Source organism: Rhizobium sp. ERR 1071, assembly GCF_007828675.1.
GTDB lineage: Bacteria > Pseudomonadota > Alphaproteobacteria > Rhizobiales > Rhizobiaceae > Rhizobium > Rhizobium dioscoreae.
This window is the reverse complement of the sequence record NZ_VITM01000003.1, coordinates 604021-619230: the sequence shown is the minus strand read 5'-3', so window position 1 is coordinate 619230 and position 15210 is coordinate 604021. Positions and strand designations below refer to the sequence as shown.

Genomic DNA, 15210 nt, shown 5'->3' with positions numbered 1-15210 from the left:
CTAAAATTGCATAGTGCTAGATGTCCGCCTTTCGAACGTAGACTGGAGGCCTTGGGGGCGTCGGCTGCAACGTGGCGTTATAGGGGTGGTGAAGGGTACCGGGTGGCAGGTCCTGAATTCAACCTATGTTAGGGTAAAATGATGATTGAGAATAAAAAGAAGCCGAACCCCATCGACATTCATGTCGGTAGCCGCATACGCCTCCGCCGCACGATGCTTGGCATGAGCCAGGAGAAGCTCGGCGAAAGCCTCGGAATCACGTTTCAACAAATCCAGAAATACGAAAAAGGCACCAACCGCGTTGGCGCCAGCCGCCTCCAGAATATCTCCAGCATCCTCAATGTCCCGGTTTCCTTCTTTTTCGAGGATGCGCCGGGCGAACACGCGGCCGGTGCGGGCGGCATGGCAGAGGCGTCCAGCTCCAACTACGTCGTCGACTTTCTGTCGTCTTCCGAAGGATTGCAGCTCAACCGCGCCTTCGTGAAAATTTCCGATGGCAAGGTCCGACGCAAGGTTGTCGAGCTGGTCAAGGCGCTCGCGGCCGAGGCGGATGCCGAATAACCCTTCGAAGCGGGGTTAAACCGACAAAGTCGAGAGGCGGTCATTTTGGCCGCCTTTTCGTTATTTACGGCAAAATTTTATCACTTGAGCGGGGATATAAAGATATATTTATGTCCTTGTGCGGCTTGTTTTTCGAGGCGGAGACGAATATCAAAAGCAGAGATTTGTTCTTTGAGGGGAATCCCGCATGCGCGCGAATTATCTGTTTACGAGTGAGTCTGTTGCCGAAGGTCACCCGGATAAAGTTTGTGACCGCATTTCCGATGAAATCGTCGATCTGGTTTACCGCGAGGCTGCAAAGACCGGCGTAAACCCATGGACCGTGCGCATTGCATGCGAGACCCTTGCCACCACCAATCGCGTCGTCATCGCCGGTGAAGTGCGTTTGCCGCCGAGCCTGATGAAGAAGGACAAGGATGGCAACGACGTCATCAATCCTTCGAAGTTCAAGGCTGCCGCACGCCGCGCCATTAAGGACATCGGCTACGAGCAGGACGGCTTCCACTGGAAGAAGGCCCGCATCGACGTGCTCCTGCATTCGCAGTCTGCCGATATCGCCCAGGGCGTCGACAATGCCGCCGACCAGCAGGGCGACGAAGGTGCTGGCGACCAGGGCATCATGTTCGGCTACGCCTGCAAGGAAACGCCTGATCTCATGCCGGCGCCGATCTACTATTCGCACAAGATTCTGCAGCTGCTCGCTACCGCCCGCAAGAAGGGTGATGGTGAAGTTGCCAAGCTCGGCCCGGACGCCAAGAGCCAGGTGACGGTCCGTTACGTCGACGGCAAGCCGTCCGAAGTGACCTCGATCGTGCTTTCCACCCAGCATCTCGACGAGAGCTGGGATTCGAAGAAGGTTCGTGCCGTTGTCGAGCCCTATATCGTCGAAGCGCTCGGCGACCTGAAGATCGCTTCCGATTGCAAGTGGTACATCAATCCCACGGGCAAGTTCGTCATCGGCGGTCCGGACGGCGACGCCGGCCTCACCGGCCGCAAGATCATCGTCGATACCTATGGCGGCGCAGCCCCGCATGGCGGCGGTGCATTCTCCGGCAAGGACACGACCAAGGTCGACCGTTCCGCAGCCTATGCTGCCCGCTATCTGGCGAAGAACGTCGTTGCCGCCGGTCTTTCGGATCGCTGCACGATCCAGCTCTCCTACGCCATCGGCGTTGCTCAGCCGCTGTCGATCTATGTCGACCTGCACGGCACGGGCAAGGGCGTCACCGAGGATCAGGTCGAAGCGGCCATCCGCAAGAACATGGACCTCTCGCCAACAGGCATCCGCCGCCACCTCGACCTCAACAAGCCGATCTACGCCAAGACTTCGGCTTACGGTCACTTCGGCCGCAAGGCCGGCCGTGACGGCTCCTTCTCCTGGGAGCGTACGGACCTGGTGAAGGCCCTCAAGGAAGCCGTAAAGCTCCGGGAAGCCGCATGATCGATACCGAGCGCCGGTCGCGGGCGACGGAAGCATTCTTCGGCCGGCGCAAGGGTAAAGCCTTGCGCGGCCAGCAGGCTGAAAAGCTGGAAGCATTGCTGCCGCAGTTCATCGTCGACCTTTCCGCCCAGGCGCCGCAGCCGCTGAACGACCTTTTCCCGGTGCCGACCGAGCGTCTGCGCCTTGAAATCGGTTTCGGCGGTGGAGAGCATCTGATTCACCGGGCGCTGGAGCAGCCAAAGACCGGCTTCATCGGCGTGGAACCTTTCGTCAACTCGATGCAGAAGTTGCTTGCTAGCGTCGACGACGCGGGTGCACGCAATATTCGCGTCTACAATGACGACGCGACGCAGGTACTGGATTGGCTGCCTGACGGCTGCCTAGATCAGATCGATCTGCTCTATCCTGATCCCTGGCCGAAGAAGAAGCACTGGAAGCGCCGTTTCGTCTCTCGGGTGAATCTTGCCCGCTTCCATCGCGTCCTGAAGCCGGGCGCGCTCTTCTGCTTCGCCTCCGATATCGACACCTATGTGAATTGGACGCTGCAGCATTGCCAGGCGCATGGCGGCTTCGAGTGGACCGCGCAGAACGCCGCCGACTGGCTGACGCCCTATGAGGGCTGGCCGAGCACGCGCTACGAAGCGAAGGCCAGGCGCGAAGGGCGCTCGTCGGCCTATCTGACCTTCAAGAGGGTCTGATCGCTCCAATTACGGGCGAGAATTTCAGATTGAAATATTCACACTATCCTGCGTGACGACCGCCGTTGGGCGGTCTGGATCATGCGCGCGCGTTGCCAGGTGGGGCCGGTTCGATGCGGTCCTTGCGGACGGTGACGTTCACCGTCGGGCGACGCTCATGGTCAGTGCAAGCTGACCGTCTTCAATTCGTCCTCGGCAGCACGATAGAAGGTGCTGGAGCGATTGTCCGTCAAGAGGATCGGGGTGCCGTCGGCGCCAAAAAGCGCCCAGAGATCCACATCCGGATCGATATCGGGCGCTTCCGGGAAGCAGCGGGATACTTCGGACCAATCCATTTTTCTGATGTAGGCGACCTCACCGGTGCCGATATTGGCAAGTTCGGATTGGGTCAGGCGGGCGGTGGCTTCTTTTAACAACATGCTCGTACCTCCAGTATGAGGGACCAACGGCTCCAGAGCATGATGACCAAAAGTGTGAGCGGCTTTTAGGTGACGTCGTGCTCTAGTTCTTTGATTCTAGAGCCGATTCAGACTTCAGACCGATTCGACCTGAATCATGCGGCTCTAGGCCGTTGTTCTACTGTGAGACCGAAATGTTAATTTTCTTTACCACGCGGTCCGGTTCCGGCCGAATGAGATCGACGGAGAGCAGACCGTTCTTCAGCGTGGCGCCGAGCACCTGCATGCCGTCGGCAAGGACGAAAACACGTTGGAATTGCCGGGCAGCGATGCCCCGGTAGAGATAGTCGCGCTCGCCCTGTTCCATCTGGCGTCCACGGATCAGCAGCTGGTTCTCTTCCGTGGTGACATCAAGCTCATCCTCGGAAAAGCCTGCGACCGCCAATGTGATGCGCAGACGCTCCGGTTCGCCCGACAGGCGGTCCGCGCGCATTCTTTCGATATTATAGGGAGGGTAACCGTCGCTGACCTTGGCAATCCGCTCAAGCGTCTTTTCCATAGTGTCGAAGCCCAGAAGCAGCGGGCTGGCAAAGGGAGTCGTCCGGCTCATCGTCTCAAAGTCCTTGGGTGTCAAGCGACCGTTCCGGACCTGATCTTCAGCACCCGGTTGTCCCTAATATGGGAGTACGCGCCTGCGAGTGCAAGCCATGAGGTCTTCGCATTTGCGAGATCGAATTCCGTGGTGAAAAATCGTTTTGTGACATGACGAGCGAGCGCTTGACAAAGCCGGACCGGACCCGCGACAAAGCCTGTCGATCTGCACCGGAGGAAAGTTGAAGACATGACCGAACCTAGAAAAATCATCATCGATACCGACCCCGGTCAGGATGACGCTGCGGCGATCTTTCTCGCCTTCGGCAGCCGCGAGGAGATCGAGGTGCTCGGCATCACGACGGTTGCCGGCAACGTGCCGCTGCGGCTGACCAGCCGCAACGCCCGCATCGTCTGCGAGCTCTGCAATCGCCGCGACGTCAAGGTGTTTGCCGGCGCTGATGCGCCGCTCAAACGCAAGCTGGTCACGGCCGAGCATGTGCACGGCAAGACCGGCCTTGACGGCCCCGAACTGTCCGAGCCGACAATGGAGCTGCAGCCGGGCCACGCCGTCGATTTCATCATCGACACGCTGCGCAAGAAACCGGAAGGCGCCGTGACCCTCTGCACGCTTGGGCCGCTGACCAATATCGCAATGGCTTTCCAAAAAGCGCCTGACATCGTCGGCCGCGTGCGCGAGCTCGTGATGATGGGCGGCGGCTTTTTCGAGGGCGGCAACATTACGCCGGCGGCCGAGTTCAACATCTATGTCGATCCGGAGGCGGCAGATGTCGTGTTCCGTTCGGGCGTTCCCATCGTCATGATGCCACTCGATGTCACCCACAAGCTGCTGACGCGAAAGGATCGCGTCGAGCGCATCGCCGCGGTCGGCACGCCGCCTGCCAAGGCCATGGTCGAAATGCTGCAATTCTTCGAGCGCTTCGATATCGAGAAATACGGTTCGGACGGCGGTCCGCTGCATGACCCGACCGTGATCGCCTACCTTCTGAAGCCTGAGCTCTTCAAGGGTCGCGAATGCAATGTCGAGATCGAAGTGACATCGGAACTGACCGTCGGCATGACCGTCGTCGACTGGTGGCACGTTACCGACCGCAAGCGCAACGCCAAGGTCATGCGCGATGTCGATGCCGATGGCTTCTTCGCGCTGCTGACGGAACGCTTCGCCCGGATCTGATCAGGATTCACGCAAAAGGCCGCCGGAGCGATCCGGCGGCCTTTGTATTTTATCCACCCAAGGTGAGCTCAGAATTCTTCCCATTCGTCCTGGGCGAGTGCATTGGCGCCCTGGGTCTGCGGAATTGCTTTACGTGCCGGTGCACTAACGGCTGCTGCCGGTCTGCGCGGTGTAACCGGAGCCCGCATCTGCTGAGCAGTCGCTCGCAATGCGCTGGCGTTGTCCTGGGCAGCACGGCCGGTGCGGAAGCGTGCAACGAGCGCTCTGAGCGATTGGGCTTCCTCGGCAAGCGTGACGCTCGAAGCGGTGGTTTCCTCGACCATTGCGGCATTCTGCTGAGTGACCTGATCCATCTGGTTCATGGCCGAGTTGATTTCCTTCAGGCCGATCGCCTGCTCGCTCGCGGAAGCCGAAATTTGGCGGATCAGGCCGTTGATCTCCATGACCTGCTGGGCGATCTTGTGCAGGGCGTCGCCCGTGCGGCCGACAAGATCGACGCCTTCCTTGACCTGTCCCGCCGAGGCGTTGATCAAAGTCTTGATCTCCTTGGCGGCATTGGCCGAGCGCTGGGCCAGCTCGCGCACTTCCTGCGCGACAACGGCAAAGCCCTTGCCGGCCTCTCCGGCACGGGCCGCTTCCACGCCGGCATTGAGTGCCAGAAGGTTGGTCTGGAAGGCGATTTCGTCGATAACGCCGATAATGCGCGACACCTCCTGCGACGATTGCTCGATGCCGTGCATGGAGGCGATAGCCTTTTGCACGATCTCGCCGGAATGCTCGGCATCCTCTGATGCGGCATTGACGCTGCTGGCCGCCGTGCGTGCATTTTCGGCGCTGGAATTGACCTGCGCGGTCAGCTCGTTGAGGGCTGCCGCAGTCTCTTCCAGGCTTGCCGCCTGCTGTTCGGTGCGGCGGGCGAGGTCCGAGGCACTGTTGCTGATTTCGCCCGTGCCGCTCCCGATATTGCCGACGCTGACATTAACGGTATGAACCGTCTCCTCGAGGCTCGCCAGCGCGGCATTGAAGTCTTGCTTGAGCTGGGCATATTCGCCGGGGAAGTCGTCCGTGATCCGCTGAGTGAGGTTACCCTTTGATAGCTCAGCGAGGCTTTGGCCGAGAATGCTGACGATATGGCGCTGCAGGGCGACGCTCTCGTTGCGTTCATTTTCCGAGCGGCGGCGTTCGCCCTCGGCAGCCAGGCGCTGGTCGTTGGCTTCACTTTCGAGACGCTTGGTGTCGGCAAGCGCAAAGCGGAAACCTTCCAGGGCCTTGGCGACCGAGCCAACCTCATCGGCACGGGCCTGTCCTGCGACCGGCTCGGCATAATTGCCGGCGCTGAGGCGATTGACGCTTGCGACAAGACCGGCAAGTGGCTTCTGAACGAAGCCGCGCACGGCGGCATAGAGCGCCAACATGACTGCAGCCAGCACGATGAAGCCGGAGACGATCATCATATAGGTCTGATCCCGGACCGGCGCTGCAATTGCGCTGTGCGGAACGTCGATCAGAACGACCCAGGTGGCGTTCAGGCCGGGAACGGCGAAGGGATAGACGACACGGTCGAATTCTTCGCTACCGTCTTCGGAGAGGTTTCTGAGGATGCTTGCTGATGAGGAGGTCAGCGCGGCCTTGATGGTGTCGGCGCCGGAACCATTATAGTCCTTCATCAGCAGATTCGCGCTTGGCGCGACCAACCACTTGTTATCCTGCGAAACGAGCAGCACGCGGCCGGTGCCGAACGGCTGCAGCTTCTGAAGCTTGGTGGAAAGCGAAGCAAGGGAGATGTCGACACCTGCGACGCCGATCAGCTTGCCGCCCGACATGACGGGGTAGGCGATCGAGCTCATGGTCGTCGGAACGTCTGTGCCTTCTGCCATATAGGGCGGGGTGATTGCGCCCTTGCCGCTCGTGGCGGCGAGCTTCCACCAGGCAGCGGTATAATCATTGTCGAACGTGGAGAACTGGATGCCACCATCCTTGGTCTTTGACCAATAGGGCGTAAAGGCGCCTTTGTCGTTGACACCCTGATCCTTGTTGTTGGCAAGCTCCGTCGTTTTGCCGTCGAAAGCACCGAGCTGTTCGCAGAACCAGCTGCCGAAGGCAAAAGCATTCTGTTCGACATTCGCCTTGAGGATATTGATGATGCCTTTGCGATCGAAGGTGTGACCTTCGTGACCGCGGCCGAGGATACCAGCCATGGAGCGGGCGGCGCTCGCCAGTTCGCCGACATTTGCCGCAATCTCATTGGAAATGGACTTGGCCTCGGTATTCGCCTGATCCATCGTCAGCGTCTCGACGCGATCGCGGGTCTGGGAAATCAGCAGAAAATTGGAAACCAGCAGAACGAGTGCGATCGCCAGTCCAGTGACCAAGATGAGCTTGGCCGCAAGCGACTTCATACGAAAGATGAACATCATTTCCTCGAAAAAGCGATGCGTCGGATACGCATTATCCGAATGCAAGGTCGGCGCAGGATGGCCCTGTCATGGAGCCGCCGTGAGAATTCCTGCCGCGTGTGGAAGGTCATACGCGCCAGGCCAGAGGAGAATGATGTGGAAGCGCAAAAATTTAATTAATTGCGCTTCGCAATGCTTATGGAATTTTAGCTTTAAAGCTTTTCGGCGACTTCGCTGGCAACCGGTATGGAAGGCTGTGCGCCCGGCTTCAGGCAGGCCAGCGAACCGGCAACGGCGGCACGGCGCAGGCTGGCGTGGAAATCCAGGCCCTGATCGAGGCTTGCGGCAAAATAGCCGCAAAAGGTGTCGCCGGCACCGACGGTGTCCACCGGCTCGATCACGAGACCCTTGGCGCGAGAAAGCTCGCCGTCGCGGATGGCGATGACGCCGTCGCCGCCGAGCGTGACGATTAGCGTCTGGCCGGTTTCGCCGTGCAGGCGAACGAGGGCAGCCTCGCGCTCGGATGCCGACATGTTGTCCTGGCCGGCCAGTCTCTCGAATTCGGTCTCGTTGGCGATGACGATATCGGCAAGGCGGCCGAGGCGAGAAGCCTCCGGGATCAGAGGAGCAAGATTGAGCACTGTGCGCACGCCCTTTGCCTTCGCGGCGTTGAGCGCGGTTTCGATGGCTGCGACCGGGATCTCAAACTGCAGCATCAACGTATCGCCGGGGTTTAGGGCCGCCACGGCGGCTGTTGCGTCTTCGGCCGTGTTCGTGCCGTTGGCACCGGGAACGACTGCGATCATGTTCTCGCCGTCGCCGCCGACGAGAATGAGAGCGGTACCGGTCGGCTCGGACACCCGCCGGACAGTGGAAAGATCCGTACCTGCCGCCTGAAGCAGGTCCAGTGCGGGCTCCGCAAAGCCGTCATTGCCGACGGCACCGCTCATGCGCACTGTCGCGCCGGCCCTCCGGGCAGCCAGCGCCTGATTGGCGCCCTTGCCGCCGGCTGCCGTGGAAAAGCCGTTGCCGGCAACCGTTTCGCCCGGCTTTGGCAAACGATCCGTGGTGGCGATGAGGTCCATGTTGATGGAGCCGAAAATAGTGATCATGCAATGTCCTGCCCTGGGTGTTGCGCCTGCATGATCCTGCCCGAAGGCTGCCTTTGTCTTTTCGGATCATGCAACGATTGGGCGCGACACTGCCGAAGCGATCAGTCTTCGTCAACCACCCTAAGCTTGAGTTGGCTTGTGCGGTTGTCGACCGGCTTGGGCCGTTCTTCCGCGCGTGTCTTGGCAGGCTCTTTCGCCGTCTCGAATTCCAGCGCTTCTATGCGCTCTCCGCGCCTTGCCAGCTTGTCGGCCGAGGTGACGATCATGTCGACATCCTTCTGCGCCATGGCGAAATGACCCTGCAGCTTGCGCACGCGTTCGTCCAGGCGCGAGAGGTCGTCCATCAGATGCGCGACTTCGCTCTGGATGACATGAGCCTGCTCGCGCATGCGCTGATCCTTCAGCACGGCTTGAATGACCTGGATCGACAGCATCAGCAGCGAGGGCGAGACGATGACGATGCGGGCGCGCTGGGCCTTCTGCACGATCGCCTCGAAATTCTCGTGGATCTCGGCGAAGATCGACTCGGACGGCACGAAGAGGAAGGCCGTATCCTGCGTCTCGCCGGGAATGAGGTATTTCTCGGCAATGTCGCGAATATGCAGCTCCAAATCCCTACGGAATTGCTGGGCCGCGATCCGGCCTTGATCGGGATTGGCGGCAGCACGAATGGCGTTCCAGGCCTCCAGCGGAAATTTCGCGTCGATCACAAGCGGTGGCGAACCGTTGGGCATGCGAACGGTACAGTCAGGTCGGGAGCCGTTCGATAGCGTCGCCTGGAATGCATAGGCGCCCATCGGCAGCCCATCGGCGATGATAGTTTCCATGCGTGCCTGGCCGAAGGCGCCACGCGTCTGCTTGTTGGAAAGGATGGCCTGCAGGCCGACGACATCCTTTGCCAATGTCTGGATATTGGTCTGGGCGGCATCGATGACGGCGAGCCGTTCCTGCAGGCGGCGCAGATTCTCATGGGTCGTGCGCGTCTGCTCGCCGATGGTCGCCGTCATCCGCTGCGACATCCCGTCGAGACGCTGGCCGATGGCCTGATTGAGCTCGGCCTGTCTGGAGCCGAAGACTTCCGCCATGGTGGCAAGCCGTCCCTGCATCTCCGCCTGCGACCGCAGCAGCGCCGCCATCGTATGCTCGGCATCGAGCTCATCGTCCTCCGCCTGCGCCCTGCCGCGGACGAAAAGGACGATGACTGCGATCGCAAGCAGGAAAACGAGGCCGGTCAGAAGCTGGACCGTGGAAATGGCTTGGCCGAAGATGATGAAAGACATGAAACCTGGCGCGCTGATGAAGTTCTTCGCGCAAGCATAGCAAAATCGTTGTGAATATCCAGATCAAACCGTGAACAAAATTTCGAGGCCATCCGTGGCCGTTTGGATCGCTGCCGTTGAAAAAACACTGCCTCACCGCCATCTTGGCGATTCCATCGCACAACAAGATGCGTTATGGGAAACGTCATGACGATCAAGCCACTTATCATTTTGCCCGACCCGCTGCTCCGCCAGGCTTCGAAGCCCATCGAGCAGATCGATACCGAAATTCAGCGCCTCGCCGACGACATGTTGGAAACCATGTATGACGCGCCGGGCATCGGCCTTGCGGCGATCCAGATCGGCGTTCCCCGCCGCATGCTCGTCATCGATGTCGCGCGAGAAGGCGAAGATAAGAAGCCGCTGGTGTTCATCAATCCGGAGATCGTCGCGTCTTCGGATGAGCGCTCGGTCTATGAGGAGGGCTGCCTCTCCATTCCGGATTACTATGCCGAGGTGGAGCGCCCCGCGCGTGTCACCGTCAAGCATCTGGATCGCGACGGAAAGGAACAGCTCACCGAAGCCGACGGCCTACTGGCGACCTGCGTGCAGCACGAGATCGATCACCTGAACGGTGTGCTCTTCATCGACTATATCTCGCGCTTGAAGCGTGAGATGGTGATCAAGAAGTTCACCAAGGCCGCCAAGTCGAAGGCTCTATAGTCCCCGGCCATTGAAAGATCGGCCTGAGATGCCTATGATATCATTGATATCAAATGGAGGCGCGAATGGGCGATTTGTTGTTGCGCGGCATCGAGGACAGCTTGAAGAAGCAGTTGCAGGCCAATGCCAGCAGGCATGGCCGCAGCCTCTCGGATGAGGCGATCGAACTGCTGCGTCAGTCGCTCGAGCGCGAGCGGGATGGAAGCGAGTCGGCGGGGCAGCGATTGAGAGCTGTTCTCGGCGTAGAAAAGCTGAGCGAAGAAGAAATTGAGGCGATCAACACGTTTCGAAATGCGCCGGATCGCGAACCGCCCCATTTCGACTAGCCCCGTGGCCTGCGCATGATCGTTCTGGACACGAATGTTGTATCGGAGCTGCAAGGGCGGCTGCATAGTGAACGCATATTGTCCTGGCTTGATAGCGTCGCCATCGAGGCCGTTTTTCTGACAACCATCACCATCGGCGAGATCCGGTTCGGACTGGAGCTCCTGGCTGACGGGAAGCGCAAGGCGGCGTTGATTGCGGAGCTGGACGCGATAGAGGCAGAGTTTTCGGGCCGCGTTCTGGGATTTTCGAGCAATGCTGCCCATCAATACGGAGTAATCTCCGCTCAGCGCCACAAGATTGGGCGAAGGATGGAAACGAAGGACGCCATGATCGCCGCCATCTGCCTTGCGAACGGCGCGACATTGGCGACGCGCAACACAAAAGACTTCGAGGGGCTTGATCTCAAGCTCATAAACCCGTTTGAAGGCGGCTAGCGTCGGACCCCGATGGCGCGTGCCATCACCGCGGGGTCATTCGAAACCTGATATCTTAGCCGGATGGATCGCATGTCGCTCAATATCATCTTTATGGGAACGCCCGAATTCTCCGTGCCGACATTGCGGTCCCTGATCGATGCCGGACATAAGATTCGTGCCGTTTATACGCAACCGCCGCGCCCCGGCGGCCGGCGAGGGTTGGATCTGCAGAAATCGCCGGTGCATCAAGCGGCTGAGCTGTTGGGGCTGCCAGTGTTCACGCCGGTCAATTTCAAGGATCCCGACGAACGCCAGCGCTTTCGCGATCTGAACGCGGATGTCGCCGTCGTCGTCGCCTATGGCCTGCTGCTGCCGGAGGCAATTCTGTCGGGCACGCGTCTCGGCTGCTACAACGGCCATGCCTCCCTACTGCCGCGCTGGCGCGGCGCAGCCCCTATCCAACGGGCGATCATGGCCGGCGACAAAAAAACCGGCATGATGGTGATGAAGATGGATAAGGGGCTCGATACCGGTCCGGTTGCGCTGACACGCGAAGTCGAGATCGGTGACGCCATGACCGCGGGTGAACTGCATGACAAGCTGATGCTCGTCGGCGCAAAAGCCATGGCCGAGGCCATGAATAAGCTGGAGCACGATGAACTGCCACTGACCGCGCAGCCATCCGAGGGTGTTCTTTATGCCGCAAAGATCGACAAGGGTGAAACGCGCATCGATTTCGGCAAGTCGGCAGCCGATGTCCATAATCATATTCGCGGCCTGTCGCCCTTTCCCGGCGCCTGGTTCGAGGCCGAAATCGCCGGCCGCCTCGAGCGCATCAAGGTGCTGGGTTCGGAATTGGCCGATGGTAATGGAGCGCCTGGCCAGGTGCTGACAGAGGATCTCGTCATTGCCTGCGCCTCCGGCGCCATCAGACTCACGAAGTTGCAGAAGGCCGGCGGCAAGCCTTTGGCGGCGGCGGATTTCCTGCGCGGCACGCCGATCTCGCTGGGCACCGTGCTCGCCTCGGAGCAAGCCTGATGCCGCGTTACAAAATGACCGTCGAATATGACGGCGTTCCCTATGTCGGCTGGCAGCGCCAGGAAAACGGGCCCTCCGTGCAGGGCGCGATCGAAGGCGCCATCCTGTCCTTGACTGGCGAAACCGTTTCGATCCGCGGGGCGGGACGTACCGATTCCGGCGTCCATGCCATGGGGCAGGTCATGCATGCCGATCTTTCCAAGGAGTGGAAGGTCTATACGCTGCGCAATGCGCTCAATGCCCATCTGAGGATGGCCGGTGACCGCATTGCCATTCTCGATATCGTCGAGGTCGACCAAAGCTTCGATGCACGCTTCTCGGCCATCCGCCGCCACTATCTCTATCGTATCATCGCCCGCCGCGCACCTTTGGCTTTGGAAGCCGGGCGTGCATGGTGGGTGCCGAAGGATATGGATCATGAGGTCATGCACGCCGCGGCGCAGACCCTTGTGGGACGGCATGATTTCACCACCTTTCGCTCCGCGCATTGCCAGGCAAACAGCCCGGTGCGTACTCTCGACCGGCTGGACGTGACGCGCAGCGGCGAACTGATCGAGATCCGCGCCACCGCGCAAAGCTTCCTGCACAATCAGATCCGCTCATTCGCCGGTACGCTGAAGCTTGCGGGCGAGGGCAAATGGACACCCGAGGATGTGCGCGCGGCGCTGGAAGCCAAGGATCGCAAAGCCTGTGGCCCTGTCGCCCCACCAGATGGGCTCTATTTCATGCAGGTGGATTATCGTGACGGTGCCGGTTCGGCCGGCAGTGAAGGGGAGGATATCGATGACGGTGACGATCTATCATAATCCCGCCTGCGGCACCTCTCGCAATACGCTGGCGATGATCCGCCAGTCCGGCGAAGAACCCGTCGTTATCGAATATCTGAAAACGCCGCCCAGCCGCGAACAGCTGGTGGAGCTCATTGCCGCCATGGGCCTGACGGTTCGTGATCTTCTCCGCCAAAAGGGAACGCCCTATGACGAACTCGGTCTTGGCAATCCCTATCTCACCGACGATCAGCTGCTTGACGGGATGATCGAGCACCCGATCCTGATCAACCGCCCGATCGTGGTGACGGAGAAAGGCGTGCGTCTCTGCCGCCCCTCCGAACTCGTGCTCGATATCCTGCCGAACCCGGACATCGGCCCTTTTACCAAGGAAGATGGTGAGGTCGTCAACCGTTAGAACGCGACTGCCTCAGCCCGGCGGATAGACGCCGAGGAAGCGCTGCAGGAAGTCCGTCAGCAGCATGGTCGGAATGAGCAGCACCAGCGTCAGCGTGCCGATGAAGAGCGGATGCGTGCCGCAGATCATTCTGAGCATGCGCGCCAGCGAAAAGATGATCGCCATCATCAGTGCCAGCCACAGCAGCGCCGCCAACCCGCTGGACCCGGGAACGAAGGCGATCAAGGCGATGAGCAGCGCATTGAGGTAGGATGTCGGCACGCCAAGCCAGTTCACGACGACAACGATCGGCGTGAACTTGTCGCCGAAGCGAAAAATCAGCAGCAACACGCCAGCAAGCACGAGCGGGATCAACCAGTTCGCAAATTCCACCAAGGCCAGGCGCAGAAAAAAAGCAAGGCCCGTCGATGTCTCCGGCGGCATGGCAGTTAAATAGGCCTTCTGCCACCACAGCCATGAAATGCCGATCGACGGCAAGCACCAGAGAATTGCCCAGAAGGAGCGCATCATGCCGCGGTCCGATATGTCCAGATACTGGAAGCCGCGTGCATCCATCCGGATCAGCAGCCACAGGCCGGACAGGTAGTATTGGACTTCCTTAAAGCTCGGCATTCTCGAACCAGCGCTGGATGAAGGTCTGGTAGATCCCGGTCAGCGTTTCGAGATCCGAGAGCGCCACACGCTCGTCGATCATATGCATGGTCTGGCCGACAAGCCCGAATTCCACGACGGGGCAGTAGTCCTTGATGAAGCGGGCATCGGACGTGCCGCCGGTGGTCGACAACGCCGGCCTTTGACCGGTGATGTTTTCGATGGCAGAGGAGAGCGAGGCGATCAGCGCATTGTTTCGCGTCAGGAAGACTTGGCTCGGGCGCTCCGACCAGACGATGTCGTATTTCGCCGGCGGACGCCCGGGCCGCAACGTCTGGTCGGCGGCGGCCGCATCCAGGCGCGCCAGGATTTCCGCCTTCAGCGTATCGGCGGTCCAGGTGTCGTTGAAACGGATGTTGAAGGCAGCAGTCGCCTTGGCGGGAATGACATTGGTGGCGGTATTGCCGACGTCGATCGTCGTCACTTCGAGGTTCGACGGCTGGAAATTGTCCGTGCCGGCATCGAAGGGGGGATCGAGCAGCGATTCCGTCAGCTTGATAATGCTTCGCACGGGATTGTCGGCAAGGTGCGGATAGGCGGCATGGCCCTGAACGCCGTGGACGGTGATGGTGCCGGAAATCGAGCCGCGGCGACCGATCTTGATCATGTCGCCGAGCCGGTCAGGATTGGTCGGTTCGCCGACGAGGGAGGCATCCCATGTCTCGCCGCGCTCGGCCGCCCATTGCAGCAGCTTCACGGTGCCGTTGATCGCGGGTCCTTCTTCGTCACCGGTAATCAGGAAGGAGATTGAGCCGGCGGGTCTGCCATGCTTTTCGATATGACGCGCAACCGCTGCCACGAAGCAGGCGATGCCGCCCTTCATGTCGACGGCGCCACGGCCGAAAAGCTCGCCATCGGCGATCTCGGCGGCAAAGGGCGGATGGCTCCACGAAGCGGCATCGCCGACCGGCACGACATCCGTATGGCCGGCAAACATCAGATGCGGTCCGTCCGTGCCGAGCCGCGCATAGAGATTTTCTATATCGGGCGTTCCCGCCTCGCTCGCCGTCATGCGATCGATCTTGAAGCCGAGTGGCTGCAGCATATCGGCAAGCGCGGTCAGCGCGCCGCCTTCGGCCGGGGTGACGGAGGCGCAGCGGATCAGAGTCTGCAGGTTCGTAATGGGATTGGTAACAGTCATCGGAGGCAACTTATCCGGCGGGAAATGGCAAAGCGATGGCAAAGGATCGGTAACGACTCGAAAATCTTTGCCGCGATT

The 15210-nt window shown here is 60.2% G+C and carries 17 protein-coding genes; 10 read left to right on the top strand and 7 right to left on the bottom strand.

The genetic code is table 11. The features are described 5' to 3' along the window. Positions 1-141: 141 nt before the first annotated feature. From FBZ99_RS13140 to trmB, 3 genes are all read left to right on the top strand, one after another. Positions 142-561 carry a helix-turn-helix domain-containing protein gene (locus tag FBZ99_RS13140; RefSeq protein WP_041677790.1) on the top strand — a complete coding sequence of 140 codons (420 nt, stop codon included), beginning with the start codon at positions 142-144 and terminating at the stop codon, positions 559-561. Between the two features lie 187 nt (positions 562-748). Beyond that, positions 749-2002: a methionine adenosyltransferase gene (gene metK, locus FBZ99_RS13135; RefSeq protein WP_095433815.1), complete on the top strand. Its 1254-nt coding sequence runs from the start codon at positions 749-751 to the stop codon at positions 2000-2002. After that, positions 1999-2700 carry a tRNA (guanine(46)-N(7))-methyltransferase TrmB gene (gene trmB / locus FBZ99_RS13130; protein ID WP_113351308.1) on the top strand — a complete coding sequence of 234 codons (702 nt, stop codon included), beginning with the start codon at positions 1999-2001 and terminating at the stop codon, positions 2698-2700. Before metK ends, trmB begins: the two co-directional genes overlap by 4 nt. 161 nt (positions 2701-2861) lie before the next feature. Here the strand turns inward: trmB and FBZ99_RS13125 are convergent, their stop codons facing one another. Then, the gene (locus FBZ99_RS13125; RefSeq protein WP_069611167.1) at positions 2862-3119 is read right to left on the bottom strand and encodes a DUF1150 family protein; all 258 of its coding nucleotides are present in this window, start codon (positions 3117-3119) and stop codon (positions 2862-2864) included. Positions 3120-3276: 157 nt separating this feature from the next. Further along, complete coding sequence (locus FBZ99_RS13120; RefSeq protein ID WP_113351307.1) at positions 3277-3708, bottom strand: Hsp20 family protein; 432 nt, start codon at positions 3706-3708, stop codon at positions 3277-3279. A 231-nt stretch (positions 3709-3939) separates the two neighbouring features. On the opposite strand from FBZ99_RS13120, the gene FBZ99_RS13115 reads away from it, so the two are divergent. After that, positions 3940-4884 carry a nucleoside hydrolase gene (locus tag FBZ99_RS13115; RefSeq protein ID WP_113351306.1) on the top strand — a complete coding sequence of 315 codons (945 nt, stop codon included), beginning with the start codon at positions 3940-3942 and terminating at the stop codon, positions 4882-4884. A gap of 68 nt (positions 4885-4952) precedes the next feature. On the opposite strand, the gene FBZ99_RS13110 is transcribed toward FBZ99_RS13115, so the two are convergent. The 3 genes from FBZ99_RS13110 to FBZ99_RS13100 form a co-directional block, all read right to left on the bottom strand. Continuing rightward, positions 4953-7298, bottom strand: a complete 2346-nt coding sequence (locus FBZ99_RS13110) for a methyl-accepting chemotaxis protein (protein WP_145633503.1) — start codon at positions 7296-7298, stop codon at positions 4953-4955. 194 nt (positions 7299-7492) lie between these two features. After that, positions 7493-8392 (bottom strand): ribokinase, encoded by a 900-nt coding sequence (locus FBZ99_RS13105; protein ID WP_145633500.1) that lies wholly within the window; start codon positions 8390-8392, stop codon positions 7493-7495. A 101-nt stretch (positions 8393-8493) separates the two neighbouring features. Continuing rightward, positions 8494-9672 carry a DNA recombination protein RmuC gene (locus tag FBZ99_RS13100; RefSeq protein ID WP_145633497.1) on the bottom strand — a complete coding sequence of 393 codons (1179 nt, stop codon included), beginning with the start codon at positions 9670-9672 and terminating at the stop codon, positions 8494-8496. Between the two features lie 186 nt (positions 9673-9858). Between FBZ99_RS13100 and def the strand changes: the two genes are divergently transcribed. From def to arsC, 6 genes are all read left to right on the top strand, one after another. Beyond that, the gene (def, locus tag FBZ99_RS13095) at positions 9859-10374 is read left to right on the top strand and encodes a peptide deformylase (RefSeq protein ID WP_145633495.1); all 516 of its coding nucleotides are present in this window, start codon (positions 9859-9861) and stop codon (positions 10372-10374) included. 65 nt (positions 10375-10439) lie between these two features. Then, positions 10440-10700 (top strand): FitA-like ribbon-helix-helix domain-containing protein, encoded by a 261-nt coding sequence (locus FBZ99_RS13090; RefSeq protein ID WP_145633492.1) that lies wholly within the window; start codon positions 10440-10442, stop codon positions 10698-10700. Positions 10701-10715: 15 nt separating this feature from the next. Further along, on the top strand, positions 10716-11135 hold the full coding sequence (locus FBZ99_RS13085) for a type II toxin-antitoxin system VapC family toxin (protein WP_113330006.1): 420 nt from the start codon (positions 10716-10718) through the stop codon (positions 11133-11135). 72 nt (positions 11136-11207) lie between these two features. After that, positions 11208-12155, top strand: coding sequence for a methionyl-tRNA formyltransferase (gene fmt, locus FBZ99_RS13080; protein ID WP_145633489.1), 948 nt, complete (start codon positions 11208-11210; stop codon positions 12153-12155). Next, positions 12155-12961, top strand: a complete 807-nt coding sequence (truA, locus tag FBZ99_RS13075) for a tRNA pseudouridine(38-40) synthase TruA (RefSeq protein ID WP_145633486.1) — start codon at positions 12155-12157, stop codon at positions 12959-12961. The genes fmt and truA overlap by 1 nt, the downstream gene beginning before the upstream one ends. After that, the gene (gene arsC / locus FBZ99_RS13070; protein WP_145633483.1) at positions 12939-13340 is read left to right on the top strand and encodes an arsenate reductase (glutaredoxin); all 402 of its coding nucleotides are present in this window, start codon (positions 12939-12941) and stop codon (positions 13338-13340) included. Before truA ends, arsC begins: the two co-directional genes overlap by 23 nt. Before the next feature lie 12 nt (positions 13341-13352). On the opposite strand, the gene FBZ99_RS13065 is transcribed toward arsC, so the two are convergent. Continuing rightward, entirely contained in the window at positions 13353-13952 is a 600-nt protein-coding gene (locus FBZ99_RS13065; protein WP_069611175.1) for a hypothetical protein, read from the bottom strand. Beyond that, the gene (dapE, locus tag FBZ99_RS13060) at positions 13939-15132 is read right to left on the bottom strand and encodes a succinyl-diaminopimelate desuccinylase (protein ID WP_113390008.1); all 1194 of its coding nucleotides are present in this window, start codon (positions 15130-15132) and stop codon (positions 13939-13941) included. The genes FBZ99_RS13065 and dapE overlap by 14 nt, the downstream gene beginning before the upstream one ends. Positions 15133-15210 lie beyond the last annotated feature (78 nt).